At 72.0% G+C, this 21,394-nt stretch carries 17 protein-coding genes; 4 read left to right on the top strand and 13 right to left on the bottom strand.

Going from position 1 to position 21,394, the window contains the following annotated elements:
• Window positions 1-78 precede the first annotated feature (78 nt).
• From AC07AW_RS11300 to rsmH, 13 genes are all read right to left on the bottom strand, one after another.
• Window positions 79-798, bottom strand: coding sequence for a YggS family pyridoxal phosphate-dependent enzyme (locus AC07AW_RS11300; RefSeq protein WP_478815166.1), 720 nt, complete (start codon window positions 796-798; stop codon window positions 79-81).
• An 8-nt stretch (window positions 799-806) separates the two neighbouring features.
• A complete protein-coding gene (gene pgeF, locus AC07AW_RS11295) occupies window positions 807-1,532 on the bottom strand; it encodes a peptidoglycan editing factor PgeF (protein WP_478815165.1) in 726 nt (241 codons plus the stop codon).
• A complete protein-coding gene (ftsZ, locus tag AC07AW_RS11290) occupies window positions 1,529-2,743 on the bottom strand; it encodes a cell division protein FtsZ (protein ID WP_478815164.1) in 1,215 nt (404 codons plus the stop codon). The genes pgeF and ftsZ overlap by 4 nt, the downstream gene beginning before the upstream one ends.
• A 278-nt stretch (window positions 2,744-3,021) precedes the next feature.
• Window positions 3,022-3,825, bottom strand: coding sequence for a cell division protein FtsQ/DivIB (locus AC07AW_RS11285; protein ID WP_478815163.1), 804 nt, complete (start codon window positions 3,823-3,825; stop codon window positions 3,022-3,024).
• Between the two features lie 30 nt (window positions 3,826-3,855).
• On the bottom strand, window positions 3,856-4,950 hold the full coding sequence (murG, locus tag AC07AW_RS11280) for an undecaprenyldiphospho-muramoylpentapeptide beta-N-acetylglucosaminyltransferase (RefSeq protein WP_369143751.1): 1,095 nt from the start codon (window positions 4,948-4,950) through the stop codon (window positions 3,856-3,858).
• A 6-nt stretch (window positions 4,951-4,956) separates the two neighbouring features.
• Window positions 4,957-6,297, bottom strand: a complete 1,341-nt coding sequence (ftsW, locus tag AC07AW_RS11275; RefSeq protein ID WP_478815162.1) for a putative lipid II flippase FtsW — start codon at window positions 6,295-6,297, stop codon at window positions 4,957-4,959.
• A 55-nt stretch (window positions 6,298-6,352) separates the two neighbouring features.
• Window positions 6,353-7,792: a UDP-N-acetylmuramoyl-L-alanine--D-glutamate ligase gene (murD, locus tag AC07AW_RS11270; protein WP_478815161.1), complete on the bottom strand. Its 1,440-nt coding sequence runs from the start codon at window positions 7,790-7,792 to the stop codon at window positions 6,353-6,355.
• The gene (gene mraY / locus AC07AW_RS11265) at window positions 7,774-8,844 is read right to left on the bottom strand and encodes a phospho-N-acetylmuramoyl-pentapeptide-transferase (RefSeq protein ID WP_392152981.1); all 1,071 of its coding nucleotides are present in this window, start codon (window positions 8,842-8,844) and stop codon (window positions 7,774-7,776) included. Before mraY ends, murD begins: the two co-directional genes overlap by 19 nt.
• Window positions 8,841-10,265 carry a UDP-N-acetylmuramoyl-tripeptide--D-alanyl-D-alanine ligase gene (locus tag AC07AW_RS11260; RefSeq protein ID WP_478815160.1) on the bottom strand — a complete coding sequence of 475 codons (1,425 nt, stop codon included), beginning with the start codon at window positions 10,263-10,265 and terminating at the stop codon, window positions 8,841-8,843. The genes mraY and AC07AW_RS11260 overlap by 4 nt, the downstream gene beginning before the upstream one ends.
• A gap of 4 nt (window positions 10,266-10,269) precedes the next feature.
• Window positions 10,270-11,943, bottom strand: a complete 1,674-nt coding sequence (locus AC07AW_RS11255; RefSeq protein ID WP_478815159.1) for a UDP-N-acetylmuramoyl-L-alanyl-D-glutamate--2,6-diaminopimelate ligase — start codon at window positions 11,941-11,943, stop codon at window positions 10,270-10,272.
• Window positions 11,944-11,959: 16 nt separating this feature from the next.
• On the bottom strand, window positions 11,960-13,942 hold the full coding sequence (locus AC07AW_RS11250; RefSeq protein WP_478815158.1) for a peptidoglycan D,D-transpeptidase FtsI family protein: 1,983 nt from the start codon (window positions 13,940-13,942) through the stop codon (window positions 11,960-11,962).
• Window positions 13,943-13,949: 7 nt separating this feature from the next.
• Complete coding sequence (gene ftsL / locus AC07AW_RS11245; RefSeq protein WP_478815157.1) at window positions 13,950-14,522, bottom strand: cell division protein FtsL; 573 nt, start codon at window positions 14,520-14,522, stop codon at window positions 13,950-13,952.
• Window positions 14,519-15,475, bottom strand: a complete 957-nt coding sequence (gene rsmH, locus AC07AW_RS11240) for a 16S rRNA (cytosine(1402)-N(4))-methyltransferase RsmH (RefSeq protein ID WP_351180639.1) — start codon at window positions 15,473-15,475, stop codon at window positions 14,519-14,521. The genes ftsL and rsmH overlap by 4 nt, the downstream gene beginning before the upstream one ends.
• A 279-nt stretch (window positions 15,476-15,754) precedes the next feature.
• On the opposite strand from rsmH, the gene AC07AW_RS11235 reads away from it, so the two are divergent.
• From AC07AW_RS11235 to AC07AW_RS11220, 4 genes are all read left to right on the top strand, one after another.
• A complete protein-coding gene (locus AC07AW_RS11235; RefSeq protein ID WP_181924661.1) occupies window positions 15,755-16,294 on the top strand; it encodes a beta-class carbonic anhydrase in 540 nt (179 codons plus the stop codon).
• A gap of 110 nt (window positions 16,295-16,404) precedes the next feature.
• Entirely contained in the window at window positions 16,405-17,424 is a 1,020-nt protein-coding gene (locus tag AC07AW_RS11230; protein WP_478815156.1) for an AAA family ATPase, read from the top strand.
• On the top strand, window positions 17,424-18,779 hold the full coding sequence (locus AC07AW_RS11225; RefSeq protein ID WP_478815155.1) for a DUF58 domain-containing protein: 1,356 nt from the start codon (window positions 17,424-17,426) through the stop codon (window positions 18,777-18,779). Before AC07AW_RS11230 ends, AC07AW_RS11225 begins: the two co-directional genes overlap by 1 nt.
• A complete protein-coding gene (locus AC07AW_RS11220) occupies window positions 18,776-21,163 on the top strand; it encodes a transglutaminase TgpA family protein (protein WP_478815154.1) in 2,388 nt (795 codons plus the stop codon). Before AC07AW_RS11225 ends, AC07AW_RS11220 begins: the two co-directional genes overlap by 4 nt.
• Window positions 21,164-21,394: the final 231 nt, after the last annotated feature.

The following is a 21,394-nucleotide window of genomic DNA, read 5'->3' as shown; positions in this document are numbered from 1 at the left end:
TGCCGGCGATCCACGGGTCAAGCCGCCGTTCTGCGGAATGACCATATTTTCTGCTGTGGTCCGACTTGCTTCGCGACGTTACCCGAGCTTCGGGCGGACACCGAGTACCGCCGTACCGACGCGTACGTGTGTCGCCCCGGCAGCGACGGCCTCCTCGAGGTCCGCACTCATCCCTGCTGACACCATGTTCGCAGCCGGACGGATCGCGCGCAGGGCAGTCGACAAATCCATCAGCCGGTCGAAGGCGGCGCGTTGCCGTCCGGCGAACTCCCCGGCGAGCGGGGCGACGGTCATCAGGCCGGCGAGTCGCAGTCCGGGCGCGGCGTCCACGGCCGCGGCCAACTCCTCGATCCCGTCCGGCGCGACACCGCCGCGGTCACCCCGCTCACCGGCTTCGGCGTCGAGCGCCACCTGGATCAGACAGCCGAGCTCCCGGCCCTCCTTCTCCGCGGCCGCGGACAGGGCGGAAACGAGCTTCAAGCGGTCGACAGACTGCACCACATCGGCATAAGCCACCACGGATCTGACCTTGTTGGTCTGCAACTGGCCGACGAAGTGCCAGGTCAGATCGAGGTCGGCACAGGCGGCCGCCTTGGGGGCGGCGTCCTGGTCCCGGTTCTCGGCGACGTCCCGCACCCCGAGCTCGTGCAGGAGTCTGACGTCGCTCGCGGGGTAGGTCTTGGTGACCACGATCAGGGTCACCTCCTCCCGCGCGCGTCCGGCGGCGGCGCACGCGGCGGCGATGCGCTCCTCCACCTGGGCCAGGTTCGCGGCGAGTTCCGACTTGCGGTCTGTCATGTCTCTTCTCACAACCAGACATATCCCGCGAGTCGCCCCGTGGTGCGATCGCGGCGGTACGAGTAGTGGTCGCGCGATTCCAGGGTGCAGACCCCGGCGTCCGCGATGTCCAGGACCCCGAGCCGCTCCAACTGCGCGCGCACTCCGGCGGCGACGTCGACGGCGGGGGTGCCCCAGGAGGTCTCGGCGAACGCGGCCGGTTCGACGGCCGCGACCTCGGCGCGCATCGCCTCGGGCACTTCGTAGCAGCGGCCGCAGACGGCGGGTCCGGTGCGGGCGACGATCCGGGCGGGTTCCGCACCGAGCTTCACCATCGCCGCGACGGCGGCGGGGACGACTCCGGCGACCATCCCGGGCCGCCCGGCGTGGGCGGCGGCCGTGACTCCGGCGACCGGGTCGGCGAGGAGGACGGGGACGCAGTCCGCGGTGAGGACGGCGAGGGCGAGTCCGGGTCTTGCGGTGACGATCGCGTCGACGGACGGGATCACCGCGTCCCCCCACGGTCCGTCGACCTCGGCGACGTCGGCTCCGTGGACCTGGTTCATCCAGACCACGCGCGCCGGGTCGAGCCCGAGGGCCCCGGCGGCCGCCGCCCGGTTGGCGAGGACGGCCGCGGGGTCGTCCCCGACCGCTCCGCCGAGGTTGAGCTCCTCGTACGGAACGGCGCTCACCCCGCCCCACCTGTCGGTGAAGGCGAAGTGCGCGCCGTTCGCGTCGAAGCGATGTCCTATCACTTCAGGAAGTCCGGGACGTCCAGCTCCTCGGCCTGGCTGTCCGCGTACGGACGGGCCGGCGGGACGACCGGCGGGGCCGACGTCAGCGGGGTCTCGTTGACGACCGGGGCGGGCTCGACCGGGACCGGGGCCGGCTCCTCGCGCGGGGCGACCGTGCCGAGGCCGCCCAGCGGGCGGGGGGTCTCGGTGATGCGGGGCGCCGGGGCCGGCTCCTCACGCTTGGCAGAGACCGAGCCGATGATGTTGTCCCGGCGGGCCGGCGGCTGGCCGCCGTCGAAGCCGGCCGCGATGACGGTGACCCGGACCTCGTCGCCGAGGGCGTCGTCGATGACGGCGCCGAAGATGATGTTGGCCTCGGGGTGGGCCGCCTCGCTGACCAGCTGCGCGGCCTCGTTGATCTCGAAGAGACCGAGGTCGCTGCCGCCGGAGATGGAGAGCAGCACGCCGCGGGCGCCGTCGATGGAGGCTTCGAGAAGCGGCGAGGAGATCGCCATCTCGGCCGCCGCCACCGCGCGGTCGTCGCCGCGGGCGGAGCCGATGCCCATGAGCGCCGAACCGGCCTCGGACATGACCGACTTGACGTCGGCGAAGTCGAGGTTGATCAGACCCGGGGTGGTGATGAGGTCGGTGATGCCCTGGACACCGCTCAGGAGGACCTGGTCGGCCGACTTGAAGGCGTCGAGCACGGAGACCTGGCGGTCCGAGATCGACAGCAGTCGGTCGTTGGGGATGACGATGAGGGTGTCGACCTCTTCGCGGAGCTCGGCGATGCCGTCCTCCGCCTGGTTGGCGCGACGGCGGCCCTCGAAGGTGAACGGCCGGGTGACCACACCGATCGTCAGGGCGCCGAGCGAGCGCGCGATGTTGGCGACGACGGGCGCGCCGCCGGTGCCGGTGCCGCCGCCTTCGCCGGCGGTGACGAAGACCATGTCGGCCCCCTTGAGGACCTCCTCGATCTCCTCACGGTGGTCCTCTGCCGCCTTGCGACCGACGGCCGGGTTGGCCCCGGCCCCGAGGCCGCGGGTGAGTTCACGGCCGACGTCGAGCTTGACGTCGGCGTCGCTCATCAACAGCGCTTGAGCGTCGGTGTTGATCGCGATGAACTCGACGCCCTTGAGGCCGACCTCGATCATTCGGTTGATGGCATTGACACCACCGCCGCCGACACCGATGACCTTGATGACTGCGAGGTAGTTCTGCGGTGCTGCCACGTCGAAGGCCTCTCGCCTCGAGTTACGTGTCGTCGCTGCGCGGTTGGTCGCGCCGCTCCGACGGATGCCGATTGGGACGGTCCGAATCGCCGACCCAAACCCTAACGTTGAAGTTTAGGGTTACCAGCGTCTCTGTTCGCTGGACTCTTCCGAACAGGACACTAAGTCGACAAGTGGCGCACGTTCAACGAACACGCCGAACCTCCCGTTTTTCTTTTCACCCTATGTGATCACCCGTAGCGATGGCCAACCAGGGTGCTGGCCAGCGGAGATGGCCGTCAACTTCCGGACGAGGCGGGGGCCGTGGGGGCACTTACGTCGAAGTGCCCCGCTTTGGGAGTGGCCTTCATGAGGGCGGTCAGCACCCGGGCCTTGACAGGACCGTGCTCACCGCTGCCCCAGAAGACCGTTCGGCCCCTGGTCAGCTCCAGCGTGACGGAGTCGTACGAGGTGATGCGTACGACACGAGTATCCCGGGCGATTTCCGCCGGGAGTTCACCCCGGACGCGGACCGCCTCCGAGAGCAGCCGGTCCGCGTCGAAGCGGCGGAGGCTCGGCGAGGAGGCGCTGTCGAGGACGAGGAAGGGGACGCCGCGGGGCGCGGTGTCGACGGTGGCGAACCGCAGCCCCGTCGAGTCCACTTCGGTGAATTTTCCGCCCTTTTCGACAAGAAGAACCGGCTTCCGTTCCGTCACTTTCAGCCCGATTCCGTGCGGCCATGACCGCACGACGTCGATGGATTCGATCCGCGGCAGTTTCTGCCGGAGCCGGGCCTCGATCGCGTCGGTGTCGACGGTGACGAGCGGGGCGCCCATGGGGACGGCGGCGACCGCCTCGACCTCGGCCGGCGTCAGCACCCGGGTCCCGGAAGTCTTCACACGTTCTACACGGAACCAGGTCGAGCCGTAGAGCGCCCAGACCCCGCCGGCGACGAGCGCGACGAGACCGAGCGCCACGAGGAGCACCCGGGGGGCGGGCACCCGGAACCGTCGGTTCCGGGTGCCCGTGCCGGAAGACCGCTCCGACGACCCCTTCGACTTGCCCGTCCCGCTCTTCTCCGCGGTCGTCGGTCCGGCTGCCACCACCTGGCGCTCCTGCCTCTCGCCGCCGCGCTACGCCTGTCGGCGGGCGGCGATCGCCTCGTACACCATGCCGACGAGCAGGTCGTCGGCGTCCCGGCGGCCGAACTCGGCGGCGGAACGGGACATCTCGTACAACCGGTGCGGATCGGCCAGTACGGGCAGGACGTTGCCCTGCACCCACTGCGGCGTCAGCTCCGCGTCGTCGACGAGGAGCCCACCGCCGGCCTTGACCACCGGCTGGGCGTTGAGCCGCTGTTCACCGTTGCCGATGGGCAGCGGGACGTAGGCGGCGGGCAGCCCGACGGCGGAGAGCTCGGCGACGGTCATCGCGCCCGCGCGGCAGAGCATCATGTCGGCCGCGGCGTACGCGAGATCCATCCGGTCCACGTACGGTACCGGCACGTACGGCGGCATACCGGGCATGTTGTCGACGCGCGGCATCTCGTTCTTCGGGCCGACCGCGTGCAGGATCTGGATGCCGGAGCGCTGGAGCACCGGGGCGATCTGCTGGATCACCTCGTTGAGTCGCCGGGCGCCCTGGGAGCCGCCGGAGACCAGCAGCGTCGGCAGGTTCGGGTCGAGACCGAAGGCGGCGCGCGCCTCGGGGCGCACCCGGGCCCGGTCGAGGGTCGCGATGGTGTGCCGCAGCGGGATGCCGATGTAACGGGCGTTGCGGAGCTTGCTGTCCGGGGTGGCGACGGCGACCCCGGCCGCGTACCGCGAACCGATCTTGTTGGCCAGGCCGGGCCGGGCGTTGGCCTCGTGGACCACGATGGGCACCCCGAGGCGCTTGGCCGCGAGATAGCCGGGCAGGGCCACATAGCCGCCGAAGCCGACCACGCAGTCCGCCTTGGTGCGCTCCAGGACCTGCTCGGCCGCCTTGATCGTGCCGCGCAGCCGCCCGGGGACGGTGATCAGCTCGGGGGTGGGCTTGCGGGGCAGCGGTACGGCGGGGATGAGCGCCAACTCGTAGCCCCGCTCGGGCACGAGCCGGGTCTCCAGACCCTTCTCCGTGCCGAGCGCCGTGATCCCCACGCTGGGGTCCTGCCTGCGCAGGGCGTCCGCGAGGGCGAGCGCGGGCTCGATGTGGCCGGCGGTCCCCCCGCCGGCGAGTACGACATGCACCGAAATTCACCGCTCTCCGGACGGGCGCTTCTTGACGCGCCGTCGCATCGACTTCCATCTCTTCCCGGCCCGCTTGCCCCAGCCGGGGCGGCGCATGGCCAGGGCCGCTTTCGCGGCGGGTTCCTGTCGCGCGAAGGCGATGAGGAGCCCGACGGCGAACATGGTCGGCAGCAGGGCCGACCCTCCGTAGGAGAACAGCGGGAGCGGGACACCGGCGATCGGCAGCAGGCCGAGCACCGCACCGATGTTGATCACGGCCTGAGCCGTGATCCAGGTGGTCACACCTCCCGCGGCGAACCTCACGAAGGGGTCCTCCGTGCCTCCGGCCACGCGGATACCCGCATAGCCTAGAGCCGCGAACAGGGCGAGTACCGACAGCGTCCCCGCGAGACCCAGTTCCTCACCGGTGACCGCGAAGATGAAGTCGGTGTGCGCTTCGGGTAGTTGGCCCCATTTCTCGACGCTCGCACCGAGTCCGGAACCGAACCATCCGCCCGAGGCCAGAGCATAGATTCCGTGCGCGGCCTGCAGACAGGGGGCTCCCTCGCCGCCGGGGTCGGTCGCGCCGATGCAGTCGAAGCGCTTCATCCGGTTCGAGCTCGTCTTGATCAGCAGCACGCCGATCGCGCCGGCGACCGCGAGGACGCCGACGAAGAGGCGGGTGGGCGCTCCGGCCGTCCACAGCAGGCCGAAGAGGATGGCCGCGAGGATGATCGAGGTGCCCATGTCGCCGCCGAGCATGATCAGCCCGAGCAGCATGAAGGCGCCCGGCACCAGCGGCACCAGCATGTGCTTCCACTGGGTGAGGAGACGCATGTCCTGCTTGCGGGCGAGCAGGTCGGCCCCCCACAGGATCAGCGCCAGCTTGCCGAACTCACTGGGCTGGAGCTGGAAGGGGCCGCCGAGGGAGATCCAGTTCTGGTTGCCGTTGACCGCGTGCCCTATCCCGGGGATCTGCACGAGGACCATCAGGAAGACCGCGCCGACCAGGATCGGGTAGGCCAGCGCCCGGTGCAGCTTGACCGGCATCCGGGAGGCGACCAGGAGCAGTCCGGTGCCGAGGAGCGCGGCGATGAACTGCTTCCGGAAGAAGTAGGAGGGCACCAGGTCGTAGCGGAGCGCCGTGATCATCGAGGCGGAGTAGACCATCACCAGGCCGAGCGTGGTGATGAGCAGCCCCGCGCCGATGATCACGTAGTACGCCGTGAGGGGCCGGTCCCAGGCCTTGCGGAGCCGCTCGTACAGCCCCCGTACACCTCCGCCGCGCGGCCGCCGCGGGGTCGCGGGGGCCCGCCCTCCGCCGCGTACGGCGGAAGGCCGGCGTGTCCCGGCGATCTTGCTCGGCATGGTCGCTGTCCCCTCCAGTCGTGCCCGGTCCGGCCGGACCCTCCTGCTGGTCGGGTCAGACGTCCCCGGTGGTGGCGAGGGCGCGGACGGCGTCCGCGAAGGCCTCGCCCCGCTTGTTGTAGTTGGTGAACATGTCCATCGAGGCGCAGGCCGGGGCGAGCAGGACCGTGTCCCCCGGCTGGGCGAGCCGGGCCGCCTCGCGGACCGCCTCGGACATCGCCCCAGTGTCGGTCCGGTCGAGGTCCACCACCGGGACCTCCGGGGCGTGTCGCGCCAGGGCTTCGCGGATCAGGGCACGGTCGGCGCCGATCAGGACGGCGCCGCGCAAGCGCTTCGCCGACCGCTGGACGAGCTCGTCGAAGGTCGCGCCCTTGGCGAGGCCGCCGGCGATCCAGACGATCGGGTCGTAGGCGGCCAACGAGGCTTCCGCGGCGTGGGTGTTGGTGGCCTTGGAGTCGTCGACGTACGTGACTCCCTGGACCTCCTCGACCAGTTCGATGCGGTGCGGGTCGGGCCGGAAGGCCTTGAGGCCGTCCCGTACGGCCTTGGCCTCGACGCCGAAGGCGCGCGCGAGGGCGGCGGCGGCGAGGGCGTTGGCGATGTTGTGCGGGGCCGGCGGCTGGACGTCGGCGACCTCGGCGAGCTCCTGGGCGTTCTTCTGCCGGTTCTCGACGAAGGCCCGGTCGACGAGGATGCCCTCGACGACACCGAGCTGGGAGGGGCCGGGGGTGCCGAGGGTGAAGCCGATCGCGCGGCAGCCCTCCTCGACGTCGGCCTCGCGCACCAGGTCCTCGGTGACCTTGTCGGCGACGTTGTACACGCAGGCGACCTGGTTGCCCTCGTAGATGCGGCCCTTGTCGGCGGCGTACGCCTCCATGGAGCCGTGCCAGTCGAGGTGGTCGGGCGCCAGGTTGAGCACGGCGGCCGAGTGGGCGCGGACGGACGGCGCCCAGTGCAGCTGGTAGCTGGAGAGCTCGACGGCGAGGACGTCGTACGTCTCCTCGCCCAGGACGGCGTCGAGGAGCGAGACGCCGATGTTCCCGACGGCGGCGGTCCGCAGGCCGGCCGCCTCCAGGATCGAGGCGAGCATCCGCACGGTGGTGGTCTTGCCGTTGGTGCCGGTGATCGCGAGCCACGGGGCCGCGTCCGGGCCGCGGAGCCGCCAGGCCAGCTCGACGTCGCCCCAGATCTCCACGCCCGCCTCTGCGGCGGCCGTGAAGAGGGGCTTGTCGGGGCGCCAGCCGGGGGTGGTGACGATCAGCTCGGTGCCGGCCGGCAGCGTCGCCCCGTCGCCGAGGCGGACGGTGATGCCCTCCGCCTCGAGCTCGGCGGCCTGCGCCCGGGAGCGCTCGTCGTCGCCGTCGTTGACGACGGTCACGAGCGCGCCGAGGCCGTGCAGGACGCGGGCGGCCGGGATGCCGGAGACCCCGAGCCCCGCGACGGTGACCTTCTTGCCGTTCCAGTCGAGCTGTTCTGTCACTTTTCCGATGCCCATCCCGCGTAGAAGAGGCCCAGGCCCACGATCACGCACATGCCCTGGATGATCCAGAACCGGACGACGACCAGGACCTCGGACCACCCCTTGAGTTCGAAGTGGTGCTGGAGGGGGGCCATCCGGAAGACGCGCTTGCCGGTCATCTTGAACGAACCGACCTGGATGACCACGGACATCGTGATCAGCACGAACAGGCCGCCGAGCAGGGCCAGCAGGAGCTCCGTACGGGAGCAGATGGCGAGACCGGCGAGGGCGCCGCCGAGGGCGAGCGAGCCGGTGTCACCCATGAAGATCTTGGCGGGCGAGGTGTTCCACCAGAGGAAGCCGAAGCAGGCGCCCATCAGCGCGGAGGCGACGACCGCGAGGTCGAGCGGGTCGCGGACCTCGAAACAGGCGTTGGGGTTGGTCAGCGTCACCGCGTTGGCACAGGACTCCTGGAACTGCCAGAGCCCGATGAAGGTGTACGCGCCGAAGACCATCACCGAGGCGCCGGTGGCCAGGCCGTCCAGACCGTCCGTGAGGTTCACGCCGTTGGACATGGCCAGGATCATGAAGAGCGCCCAGACCACGAAGAGCACCGGGCCGATGGCCCAGCCGAAGTCCGTGATGAAGGAGAGCTTCGTGGAGGCCGGGGTGTTGCCGCGCAGGTCCGCGAACTGGAGCGCGAGCACGGCGAAGGCGATGCCGACGATCAGCTGGCCGGCCATCTTCGCCTTGGCCCGCAGACCGAGCGAACGCTGCTTGACGATCTTGATGTAGTCGTCGAGGAAGCCCACCAGGCCCATGCCGGCCATGAGGAACAGCACCAGGACGCCCGAGTACGTCGGGTCCTCACCGGTGATGACCTTGGCCAGCGCGTACGCGATGAGCGTGGCCAGGATGAAGGAGATACCGCCCATGGTGGGCGTGCCCTTCTTCCCGGCGTGACCGCGCGGGCCGTCGTCCCGGATGAACTGCCCGTACCCCTTGCGGGCAAGGAGCTTGATCAGCAGCGGCGTGCCGATCAGGGTCAGGAAGAGCCCGATGGCCCCCGCGAAGAGGATCTGCCTCATCGGCCGGTGACCTCGCCCTCGGTGTCGAGGAGCGCCAGCGCGACCTGTTCGAGACCGACCGACCTGGAAGCCTTCACAAGGACGACATCCCCCGGGCGCAGCTCACTGCGCAACAGGTCGACAGCCGCCTGCGCGTCGGACACGTGCACCGACTCCTCACCCCACGAACCCTCGTTATATGCGCCCAGTTGCAGCCAGGAAGCTTCCCTCTCCCCGACCGCCACGAGCTTGCTGACGTTGAGCCGGACGGCGAGCCGTCCGACCGCGTCGTGCTCGACGAGCGATGCGTCACCGAGCTCGGCCATCTTGCCGAGCACCGCCCACGTACGAGCCCCTCGGGCCTGTGCGGCCCTGCCCATGGCCGCGAGCGCGCGCAGGGCGGCTCGCATGGACTCGGGGTTCGCGTTGTAGGCGTCGTTGACGATCGTCACGCCGTCCGGACGCTCGGTGACCTCCATGCGCCAGCGCGAAAGGGTGCCGGCCTCGGAGAGCGCGGTGGCGATCTCTTCGACAGGCATGCCCAGCTCGTGCGCGACGGCGGCCGCTGCGAGCGCGTTCGACACGTGGTGCTCACCGTACAGGCGCAAGGTCACGTCACTGCACCCGGTGGGTGTGTGAAGACTGAAAGAAGGCTGTCCGCTCTCTGTGAGGCGGACGTTCTCGGCCCGTACGGCCGCTTCGTCCGCTTCGCCGAACAGGGTCACGCGGGCCTTGGTGCGGCTCGCCATCGCGCGCACGAGGGGGTCGTCGGCGTTGAGGACCGCGATGCCGCCCTCCTCGGCGGACGGCAGGGCCTCGACGAGCTCGCCCTTCGCCTCGGCGATCTGCTCGCGGCCGCCGAACTCGCCGATGTGGGCGGTGCCCACGTTCAGGACGAGGCCGATACGGGGAGGGGTGAGGCCGGCGAGGTAGCGGATGTGTCCGATGCCGCGGGCGCCCATCTCCAGGACCAGGTGCCGGGTCTCGTCGCTCGCGCGGAGCGCCGTGAGCGGCAGGCCGATCTCGTTGTTGAGCGAGCCGGGCGTCCACACGGTGGGCGCGTGCCGGTCGAGGACCTGGGCGATCAGATCCTTGGTGGAGGTCTTGCCGGCCGATCCGGTGAGGGCGACGACATCGGTTCCGAGCCGCTCCACGACCGCGCGGGCGAGGGCCCCCAGCGCGGTCTGGACGTCGTCCACGACGATGGCGGGGACGCCTACGGGCCGGGCGGCGAGCACGGCCGCCGCTCCCGCCGCGACGGCGCGCTCCGCGTAGTCGTGGCCGTCGACGTGCTCACCGGCGAAGGCCGCGAAGAGGCTGCCGGCCCGCACCTCGCGGGAGTCGATGACGACGGGGCCGGTGATCCGGGCGGCCGGATCCGGTATGTCGTGCGCCTGCCCGCCGACGATTTCGGCGATCTCGGCGAGGGAGAGGGCGATCACTGCTTCATCCCTGACTGTTCTCGTGACGGTGTGCGTCCTGCTGGCTCTGCTGGCGGAGAATCGCCTCGCGCAGGACCTCGCGGTCGTCGAAGGGGCGTACGACCCCGGCGATCTCCTGGCCCTGCTCGTGGCCCTTGCCGGCGACCAGGACGGTGTCGCCGGGCCGTGCGCGGGACACGGCGGCCGCGACGGCGGCGGCCCGGTCGGGTTCGACCAGGACGTTCCCGCGCTCCCCCGCCGGCACCTCGGCGGCGCCGGCGAGCATGGCGCTGAGGATCACCAGGGGATCCTCGGAGCGGGGGTTGTCGGAGGTCAGGACGGCGGTGTCGGCGAGCCGGGCGGCGGCGGCGCCCATCGGGCCGCGCTTGGTGGTGTCCCGGTCGCCGCCGCAGCCGATGACCACGTGCAGCCGGCCCTCGGTGACCTCGCGCAGGGAGCGCAGGACGGATTCGACGGCGTCCGTCTTGTGCGCGTAGTCGACGACCGCGAGGTACGGCTGGCCGGCGTCGACCCGCTCCAGGCGGCCCGGGACGCCGGGGACGGCGGCGACGCCCTCGGCGGCGGCCTTCGGGTCGAGGCCCGCGGCGGCGAGGGTGGCGATCGCGGCGAGGGTGTTGGCGACGTTGAACGGGCCGGGCAGCGGGGCGCTGGCGGGGATCCGCTCGCCCTCGGGGCCGACGGCGGTGAACGTCGAGTCGTGGGAGCCGAGGACGAGGTCCTCGGCGCGCCAGTCGGCCTCGGGGCGGCCCTCGGCGGAGAAGGTGACGACCGGGACGGTCGCCTCCCCGGCGAGCCGGCGGCCGTAGGCGTCGTCGAGGTTGATCACGCCCAGGCGGCTGCGCTCGGGCGTGAAGAGCCCGGCCTTGGCCCGGAAGTAGTCCTCCATGTCGGAGTGGAACTCCATGTGCTCCGGGCTGAGGTTGTTGAAGACGGCGACGTCGAAGACGCAGCCGTCGACCCGGCCGAGCACCAGGGCGTGGCTGGAGACCTCCATGGCGACGGCCTCGACGCCCCGCTCGCGCATGACGGCGAAGAGCGCCTGGAGGTCGGTGGCCTCGGGGGTGGTGCGCTCCGACTTGATGCGCTCGTCGCCGATCCGCATCTCGACGGTGCCGACGAGACCGGTCTTCCGCCCGGAGCCCCGCAGGCCCCCCTCGACGAGGTACGCGGTGGTGGTCTTGCCGGAGGTGCCGGTGATGCCGATCTGCAGGAGGTCCTCGCCGGGGCGCCCGTAGATCGCGGCGGCGAGTTCGCCCATCCGGCCGCGCGGGTTCTCCACGACGAGGACCGGCAGGCCGGTCGCGGCGGCGCGCTCGGCGCCCGCCGGGTCGGTGAGGATCGCGGCGGCGCCGAGTCCGGCGGCCTGGGCGACGAAGTCGGCGCCGTGGGTGCGGGCGCCGGGCAGGGCCGCGTACAGGTCCCCGGGGCGCACGGCCCGCGAGTCGTGCGTGATGCCCGAGATCTCGGCGGCCCGGGGGGCGTCGGCCCCCAGCTGCGCGGCCAGGTCGCCCAGGGGTGTCGGGCGGGCCTGCTCCGGCCGGGGTGGGGCGTTTCGGTACTGATCAGCGTGTGGCACGGCGGTGAGCGTACCGGGCGCACCCTGTGCGGGGCCAAAAGAGCCCGGGGCCTCGCCGGAGTTCGATTTCCGGTTCCCGGAATGAGGGGTGATCGTTGTCACTGGTGCTCCCGGAGTGTCACGGGGTGGGTTCGAAGGTGACCGGCAGTCGGGCGGGGTCGCTGCCCGTGGGTGCGACGTGGAGGGTCTTGAGGGCGAACTCCATGACCTTCTTGTAGATGGGGCCACAGATCTGGCCGCCGAAGTAGCTGCCCTTGGTGGGGTTCTGGATGGCGCAGTAGACGGTGATCTGCGGGTCGTCGGCGGGGGCGAAGCCGGCGAAGGAGGCGGTGTAGCCCTTGTAGCGGCCGAGCTCGGGGTCGACGCGGTTGGCGGTACCGGTCTTGCCGGCGACGCGGTAGCCGGGGATGGCGGCCTTGGTGCCGGTGCCCTCCCGGTCCTTGACGACGGACTCCAGCATCTGCGCGAGGGTCTTGGCCGTCTTCTCGCTGACGACCCGGGACTCCTTGGGCGCGGGGGCCGCCGCGAAGCGCCCGTCGGGGCCCTTCGTACCGCGCACCAGGGTCGGTTCGATCCGTACGCCTCCGTTGGCGATGGTCGAGTACACGGAGGCGGCCTGCATCGCGCTGACGGAGAGGCCCTGGCCGAAGGGGATCGTGTACTGCTGCGAGGTCGACCAGTCCTGGGGCTTGGCGAGGATGCCGGGGGTCTCGCCGGGGAAGTCCAGGCCGGTGGGGCTGCCGATGCCGAACCTGCGCAGGTACGAGTGGAGGACCCGGTTGACCTCGGGCTGGTCCTTGCCGAGCTGGCCGGTGGCGAGGATGGTGCCGATGTTGCTGGACTTGGCGAGGACGCCGTTGAGGGTCAGGTACCAGGTGATGTGGTCGATGTCGTCCTTGAAGAGCCGGTCGCCGCGGTGGAGCCGGTTGGGGACGGTGACGTGGGTGTCGGGGGCCGCCTTGCCCTCCTCCAGGACGGCGGCCATGGACATGACCTTGGCGGTGGAGCCGGGCTCGTAGGCGTCCTGGAGGGCGGCGTTGCCCATGGCGGCGGCGTTGGCGGCGGAGAGGTCGTTGGGGTCGAAGCCGGGGGCGTTGGCCATGGCGAGGACCTCGCCGGTCCGCGTGTTCTGCACGACGACGTAGCCGCGGTCCGCCCTGGACTTCTTCACCTGCTCGGTGATGGCCTGCTGGGCGGCCCACTGGATGTCCCGGTCGATGGTCAGCTCGATGTCGGAGCCGGGGACGGCGGGGGTGCCCTGGGAGCCCGCGGTGGGCACCTGGCGGCCGCCGGACTGGGTGAAGCGGATCTTGCCGTCCTTGCCGGCGAGCTCCGCGTCGAGCATGGACTCCACGCCGCCTGCGCCCTTGCCCTCGGCGTTGACGTAGCCCAGTATCCCGGCGGCGAGCTCGCCGTTCGGGTACACGCGCTTGGTGCTGGGCTCGCTGAGGATGCCGCCGAGGAGGTTGATCCCGTTGCCTCCGACGGCCTGCGCCTTCTGCCCGTAGACCTTCTTGAGGTCCTTGATCTGGTTCCAGACCTGCGGGGTCTGCTTGCGGGCCAGCAGGGTGTAGCGGGACTTGGGGGTACGGAGCTTCTTCGCGAGCTCGGCGGGCTGCTTGCCGAGGATCGGGGCGAGGAGCGCGGCCGCCTGCTCGGGGGCGTCCGCGATCTTCGACTCCTCGCTAGTGAAGAGCTTGGGGTCGGCGGTGATGTCGTACGCGTCGACGCTGGAGGCGAGCGCGATGCCGTTGCGGTCGGTGATCTCGCCCCGCTCGGCGGAGAGCGTGTACTCCTGGAAGCGGTACTTGTCGGCCTTCGCGGCGTACGCGCTGGCGTCCACGGCCTGGACCTGGAGCAGCCGCACCACGAAGACCAGCATGACGAGGGTCAGGCCGAGGGAGATCAGGCGCAGCCGGGGCCGCGGGCTGCCGAGCCGGATCGTGCGGGGCTGCCGGGCCGGGGGCCGCTTCGCGGCCGGGCGCGGTGCGGGACGGGACGGGCGCGCTCCGGACGCGCGGGCCCCGGCGGAGGCGGGCCGGGGACGTGCGGGCCGGGCGGGGCCGGGGACACGGCGACGCGGGGGCTCCTTGGAGGGCACTGCTCGGTCACCTGCCGGATGTTGTCGGGTTCGTGGGCGTCTGCGGTGCCGTGGGGTCCTGGACATCCGGTCCCGGCGACGTCCACGCCTGGCCGGTGCTCGTGGGGCCCGGACCGGTGGGGCTTCCGCCGGTCGGAAGGGTGCCGGTCGAGGTGGTGCCGGCGTTCGCCGACGGCTTCGGCTTCGGCTTGGGCTTCGGGGTCGGTTTCGGGGCGACCGCGACCGAGGGTTCGCCCAGGACCTTGCCGTCCGGGCCCAGGAAGGCGGGGCTGCCGCCCGGGACCATGCCGAGCTCGCGGGCCCGCCGCTCCAGGGCGTCGGGGGCCGCGTAGTCGTCGACGTCCCGCTGGAGCGCCTGCTCCTCGTCGGTGAGCTCGGTGGTCTTGACCTTGAGCTCGTTCAGCTTGAAGGAGCCCTGGTTGAGGGCCGAGTTGAGCAGGAGCAGGGAGATGAGCCCGCCGCCGAGCAGCACGAAGACGAGCAGGACGAAGGGGGTGCGGGCGGCCGAGCTGGGCCCCGACGGCATGAGCCGTCCGAGCCGCGCGGCCCGCCCTTTGACGGGCCCCTTCGCCGTGCTCACAGGACGTCTTCCCGGATGCGCTCGACGCCCCGGAGCCGGGCGGGGGCGGCGCGCCGGTTCTCGGCGACCTCCTCCTCCGTGGGCAGCTCGGCGCCACGGGTGAGCAGCTTCAGCCGGGGCTGGTACTTCTCGGGGACGACCGGGAGCCCGGGCGGCGCGGTGGTCGCCGCGCCGGCCGCGAAGACGCCCTTGACGATCCGGTCCTCCAGGGACTGGTACGAGAGGACGACGACCCGGCCGCCGACGGCGAGGGCCTTCACCGCGGCCGGGATGGCCTTCTCGACGCTGTCGAGCTCGTGGTTGACCTCGATGCGCAGGGCCTGGAAGGTGCGCTTGGCCGGGTTGCCGCCGGTGCGCTTGGCGGCCTGGGGCAGGGCGTCGCGGATGAGCTCGACGAGCCGGGCGCTGTTGGTGAAGGGCTCCTTGTCGCGCTCGCGCACGATCGCGGAGACGATCCGCTTGGCCTGCTTCTCCTCGCCGTACGCGCGGAGGATCCGGACCAGCTCGCCCGCCGGGTAGGTGTTGAGGACCTCGGCCGCGCTGATGCCGGTCGTCTGGTCCATGCGCATGTCCAGCGGGGCGTCCTGGGCGTAGGCGAAGCCGCGGTCGGCCTCGTCCAGCTGCATGGAGGAGACGCCCAGGTCGAAGAGGACGCCGTCCACCTTGGGGATGCCGAGCCGGTCGAGGACCTCGGGCAGCTCGTCGTACACGGCGTGGACGAGGGTGGCCCGGTCCCCGTACGGGGCGAGGCGCTCGCCGGAGAGCCGCAGGGCCTCCTTGTCGCGGTCGAGGGCGACGAGCCGCGCCTCGGGGAACCGCTGCAGCAGGGCCTCGCTGTGGCCGCCGAGGCCCAGGGTGCAGTCGACGACGACCGCGCCGGGGCGCTGCAGTGCGGGGGCCAACATGTCCAGGCACCGCTGGAGCATCACCGGGACGTGTCGGTCGTTGCTCAATGCGCCCTCTCAGATCCGGCGCGGAGGCACGTACCGCGGGAGAGGCCGAGCCGTAGGTACCGCCGCACACACGGGGGAGAAACCGCGGAAAATCGCTCGTTGTCTCCGTGAACTTCGCGTCACTTTAGTCCACGGGACCCGCCGGTCAATCAACCGACTGGCGGGTCGCACAACCGCGGGGAGTCCCACCTGTGGGTTAGCTCACAACAAGACTCATTGATGTTCTTTGTCCCCTCTCACAGCGGGCCGGAAAGGGGCGTGACCATTACCGTCGGAACCATGTCGACCTCCGCGCACCCCTCTGCCGACGCCATACGCACCGGCTCGACGGTCACCGACCGTCTCGTCGAGGCCAACGCCCACTACGCCGCCGACTTCAGCGACCCGGGAATGGACGCACGGCCCGTGCTGCGCGTCGCCGTCGTCGCCTGCATGGACGCCCGCCTCGACCTGCACGCGGCCCTCGGCCTGGAACTCGGCGACTGCCACACGATCCGCAACGCCGGCGGCGTGGTCACCGATGACGTCATCCGCTCGCTCACCATCAGCCAGCGTGCTCTCGGCACCCGCAGCGTGATGCTGGTGCACCACACGAACTGCGGTCTCGAATCGCTCACCGAGGACTTCCGGCACGAGCTGGAGGACGAGGTCGGCCAGCGCCCCGCCTGGGCGGTCGAGGCCTTCCGCGACGTCGACCAGGACGTCCGGCAGTCGATGCAGCGGGTGCGGACCTCCCCCTTCCTGCTGCACTCCGACGACGTCCGGGGCTTCGTCTTCGACGTGACGACGGGTCTGCTGCGCGAGATCGACCCGGCGTAATCCGTCAAACCCTGGCATTTCCCCCGCACTTGTCCGCATGCAAGTGACAGGCCCGGCCACGGCAACAACAATGCTCGGACGACAGTTCCGAAAGGCCGAGGAGGGCCGGGGTGACGACCTATGACGATCGAGCGAGCCTCGCTGATCTGACCACCACTGTGGAGAGAGTCCGCAGATCGGTGGAGAGTGTGATCGAGGGCAAGCCCGAGGTCGTACGGCTTTCGCTGACCGTGCTGCTCGCCGAGGGGCACCTCCTGATCGAGGATGTCCCCGGCGTCGGCAAGACCATGCTGGCCAAGACACTGGCCCGGTCCATCGACTGCTCGGTGCGCCGCATCCAGTTCACGCCCGACCTGCTGCCCTCGGACGTCACCGGCGTGTCGATCTTCGACCAGCAGCGCCGGGACTTCGAGTTCAAGCCGGGCGCGATCTTCGCCCAGATCGTGATCGGCGACGAGATCAACCGCGCCTCGCCGAAGACCCAGTCCGCGCTCCTGGAGTCCATGGAGGAGCGCCAGGTCACGGTCGACGGCCAGACGTACGAGCTGCCCAGCCCGTTCATGGTCGTCGCCACCCAGAACCCGGTCGAGATGGAGGGCACCTACCCGCTGCCCGAGGCCCAGCGCGACCGCTTCATGGCCCGCGTCTCCATGGGCTACCCCAGCGCCGAGGCCGAGCTCCAGATGCTCGACGTGCACGGCTCGGTCTCCCCGCTGGACGACCTCCAGCCGGTCGCCCACGCCCACGACATCCTCAAGCTGATCGACGCGGTGCGCGCGGTCCACGTCGCCGACGCGGTACGCCGGTACGCGGTCGACATCGTCGCCGCCACCCGCACCCACCCCGACCTGCGGCTCGGCGCCTCCCCCCGGGCCACGCTCCACCTGGTGCGGGCCGCCAAGGCCTCCGCGGCGCTCAGCGGCCGCGACTACGTCCTGCCGGACGACCTCCAGGCCCTCGCCGCGCCCGTCCTCGCCCACCGGCTGCTGCCGACGGCGCAGGCCCAGCTGAACCGCCGCACCGCCGAGCAGGTCGTCCAGGAGATCCTCCAGCGCACCCCCGTCCCGGCCGCCGCCCCGCCCGCCGGACCCCTCTACGGCCAGCAGCAGCCCGGCGCCCGGCGGCTGTGATGAGTGGCTCCGCCGTGCCGGACGGACCGCGGGGCGACGAGGACGACCGGGGCAGTCTGCGGGCCGCCCTCGGCGGTCTCACCACCCGCGGCCGTTCCTTCCTCGCCGCGGGGGTGGCCGCCGCCGCCTGCGCGTACGTCCTCGGACAGGCCGATCTGCTGCGCGTCGGGCTGCTGCTCGCCGCCCTCCCGCTGATCTGCGTCCTCGTGCTGCACCGGACCCGCTACCGGGTCGCGGCCTCCCGCCGGCTCACCCCCCAGCGGGTGGAGACCAGCACCGAGGCACGGGTCCAGCTGCGGATGGAGAACGTCTCCAAGCTGCCCACCGGCCTCCTGATGCTCCAGGACCACGTGCCGTACATGCTGGGGCCCCGCCCCCGCTTCGTCCTCGACCGGGTCGAGGCCGGCGGGCGGCGCGAGGTGTCCTACCGGGTCCGCTCCGACCTGCGCGGCCGCTTCCCGCTGGGCCCCCTCCAGCTGCGGCTCAACGACCCCTTCGGGATGTGCGAGCTGACCCGGTCCTTCAGCGCGTACGACACCCTCACCGTCGTGCCCCGCACCGAGGCCCTGCCGCCGGTGAAGCTCTTCGGCGAGGCCGGGGGGTACGGGGACGGGCAGTCCCGCTCCCTCGCGCTCGCCGGCGACGACGACGTCATCCCGCGCACCTACCGCCACGGCGACGACCTGCGCCGGGTGCACTGGCGCTCCACCGCCCGCTACGGCGAGCTGATGGTCCGCCGCGAGGAGCTGCCCCAGCGGGCCCGCTGCACCGTCCTCCTCGACACCCGCCGGATCGCCTTCCAGGGCGCGGGCCCGGACTCGGCCTTCGAATGGGCCGTCTCCGGCACCGCCTCCGCGCTCGTCCACATGCTGGAGCGCGGCTACGCGGTCCGGCTGCTCACCGACACCGGCAGCGCGATCCCCGGCGAGGGATCCGAGGGCTTCGCCGGCTCGGCACAGGACTCGGCCGAGGCGGCCGGTCTGATGATGGACACCCTCGCGGTCGTCGACCACTCCGAGGGCGCCGGGTTCTCCCGCGCCTCCGAAGTGCTGCGCGGCGGCGGCGACGGGCTGCTCATCGCCTTCCTCGGCGACCTCGACGAGGAGCAGGCGGCCCTCGCCGCCAAGATGCGCGGGCGGACCGGCGCGGCCGTCGCCTTCGTCCTGGACTCCGGCACCTGGCTCACCGGCGGCGCGGTCGCCGGAGCGGTCGAGGACCGGGTGCGGCAGCTGCAGGAGGCGGGCTGGACGGCGCTCGCCGTGCCGGCCGGCGCCTCGCTCGCCGACCTGTGGCAGCAGGCCGCCGGGCTCCGTCCGGAGACCGCCGCCGCCGACACCTACGGAGGATGGTCATGAGCGGCCGCACCCGGCTGACGCTCGCTTCCTGGGCCGCCACCCTGATGGCGGCCGGGGCACTGCTCCCCCTGGTGAAGCCGGCGACCTGGATCTTCACGGCCGCCTTCGTCCTCGCCCTGGTCAGCGGGGTGGGCACGCTCACCCGGCGGGTGCCGCTGGCCCGGCCGCTGACCCTGCTCGCGCAGACCGTCACCGCGCTCCTCGCACTGACCGTGTTCTTCGCCCGGGAGCAGGCCTTCCTGTGGCTCGTCCCGGGCCCCGAGGTCTTCACGCACGCCGCCGAGCTGTTCCGGGCGGGCGCCGAGGACGTCGGCCGGTACGCGATCCCCGCGCCCGACACCGAGGGCATCCGGCTCATGCTGGTCGGCGGCGTCATCGCGATCGGACTCCTGGTGGACGCCCTCGCGGTCACCTTCCGCAAGGCGGCCCCGGCCGGCCTGCCGCTGCTCGCCCTGTACTCGGTGGCCGCCGGCCTCTCGGGCGGCGGCGCGGGCTGGCTCTGGTTCCTCCTCGCGGCCTCCGGCTATCTGCTGCTGCTCCTCGCCGAGGGCCGTGACCGGCTCTCCCAGTGGGGGCGGGTCTTCGGCGGCGCCCAGCGCTCCGGCCGGCCCGGCTCCAGCGTCGCCGCCGGCGGCGGCCCCGCCTTCGCCCCGGCGCGCACCGGCCGCCGGATCGGCGCCGTCGCCATGGGCATCGCGCTGGTGGTGCCGTTCGCGCTGCCGGGCTTCTCCGGCGGTCTCTTCGGCGGCGACGGCGAGGGGAGCGGAGGCTCCGGCAAGGGCGGCACGATCGCCGCGGTGAACCCGCTGGTGTCCCTGCAGAACAATCTGCGCCAGCCGGAGGACCGGGAGGTCCTTCGCTACCGGACCAACGCCCGCGACACCAGCGGGATGTACCTCCGGCTCGTCGCCCTCGACCAGTTCGACGGCACCTCGTGGAAGTCCTCGGTCCGCCCGATCGAGGACGTGCCCAAGCAGCTGCCCTGGCCGGAGGGCCTCGCCCAGAGCGTCCGGATCACCGAGGTGACCAGCAACTTCGTCGCCTCCGACGCGTACGAGCAGAAGTGGCTGCCCATGCCGTACCCGGCGGGCCGGGTCGACATCGACGGACGCTGGCGGTACGAGCCGGCCGGCCGGATGCTCGTCGGCGACGACAAGCAGACCACCAAGGGCGCCCGCTACCAGGTCTCCAGCCTGGACGTACAGCCGACGGCCGCGCAGCTGGCCGCCGCCGGGCCCGCCCCGGAGAAGCTGCGCCGCGAGTACACCAAGGTGCCGACGACGCTGCCGGCCGATGTGCGGGCGACGGCCCTGAACGTCACCAAGGGCGCGCGGAACGACTACGAGCGGGCGGTGAAGCTCCAGGACTGGTTCGCCCAGGACGGCGGCTTCCGCTACGACGTCGACGTGGTGTCCGGCACCGGGGTCCAGGCGATCTCCCGCTTCCTGAAGGACAAGGAGGGCTTCTGCGTCCACTTCTCCTTCTCGATGGCGGCGATGGCCCGCTCCCTCGGCATCCCGGCCCGGGTGGCCGTGGGCTTCATGCCGGGCACGACGCAGACCGACGGATCGGTCTCCGTCGGCATCCGGGACGCGCACGCCTGGCCCGAGCTGTACTTCGAGGGTGCCGGGTGGACGCGGTTCGAGCCGACCCCCTCGCGGGGCTCCACCCCCACGTACACCCGCGAGAACACCCCCTCGGGCACCGCCACCGGGCCCGCGCAGCCGCAGCAGAGCGCCTCGGCGCAGCCGTCCGCCGCGCCGAGCGCCCCGGAGAGCTGCACCCCGCAGATGAAGAAGCTCGGCGACTGCGGTCCCGACGCGGCGGCGGCCGGCGCCTCCGGGGACGGCTCGGGCCCGGACCTCCAAACGGTCCTGCTCCTGTCCCTGGCAGCCGTCCTCCTCGTCTCGCTCCCCCTCCTTCCCCTCTTCTGGCGGACGCGGGTACGGGCGCGACGACTCGGCCCGGACGCCGCGCCTCTCGCGGTCTGGGAGGAGATCAACGACACGGCCTGGGACTACGGGGTCGAGCCGGACGACTCCCTCACGCCGAGGAAGTCGGCGGCGCGGATCGTCCGCCTCGGTGAGCTGCGGGGCGAGTCCGCGGACGCGGTGCAGCGGGTGGCCCGGGCGGTGGAGGAGGTCCTGTACGCGCCCCGGCCACGGCCGGTCGCCGACCTGGCCGCCGATGCGGCGCGGATCCGTGCGGGCTTCCACGCGAGCGCCGACCGCCGCACCCGGCTCAGGGCCCGCCTGGCCCCGCGCTCGGCGGCCCGCCTCCGCTGGACAGCCTCGGCCCGCTGGTCGTCGACGACGGTGCGCTGGTCGGAGCGGCGGCATGCCCTGACGGCCCGCCTCCGCCGCACACCTCGCGAGGCGAACTGACGAGCCGCCGCCCGTTGTGGGCACCGATCCCGCCGGGCGGTGCCCACCCCCGTGCGGGGCGGTGCCCACGCCCACCCCGTTGTGGGCAATCGTTCCGCTGGGGCGGAACGGGTGGGAACAACGGACCCGCGCCCTGCCGGCGCCAGAGGCTCCCGAGCCTGGACCCGCACCACGTGTGCACCGTCGCTGGTGGTGCGGGTCCAGGCTCGGAACGCGGAGGCGCCGCTAGAG

Source organism: Streptomyces sp. NPDC044003, assembly GCF_056435185.1.
Note: the sequence above shows the minus strand (reverse complement) of the source record. Positions and strands in the feature narration are given on the sequence as shown.

Coding starts and splice junctions, on each gene's coding strand:
- AC07AW_RS11300 (WP_478815166.1), bottom strand. CDS start 798: ATGACAGACCGCAAGTCGGAACTCGCCGCGAACCTGGCCCAGGTGGAG.
- ftsW (WP_478815162.1), bottom strand. CDS start 6,297: ATGCCGAGCAAGATCGCCGGGACACGCCGGCCTTCCGCCGTACGCGGC.
- murD (WP_478815161.1), bottom strand. CDS start 7,792: ATGGGCATCGGAAAAGTGACAGAACAGCTCGACTGGAACGGCAAGAAG.
- mraY (WP_392152981.1), bottom strand. CDS start 8,844: ATGAGGCAGATCCTCTTCGCGGGGGCCATCGGGCTCTTCCTGACCCTG.
- AC07AW_RS11235 (WP_181924661.1), top strand. CDS start 15,755: ATGTCGACCTCCGCGCACCCCTCTGCCGACGCCATACGCACCGGCTCG.
- AC07AW_RS11225 (WP_478815155.1), top strand. CDS start 17,424: ATGAGTGGCTCCGCCGTGCCGGACGGACCGCGGGGCGACGAGGACGAC.
- AC07AW_RS11220 (WP_478815154.1), top strand. CDS start 18,776: ATGAGCGGCCGCACCCGGCTGACGCTCGCTTCCTGGGCCGCCACCCTG.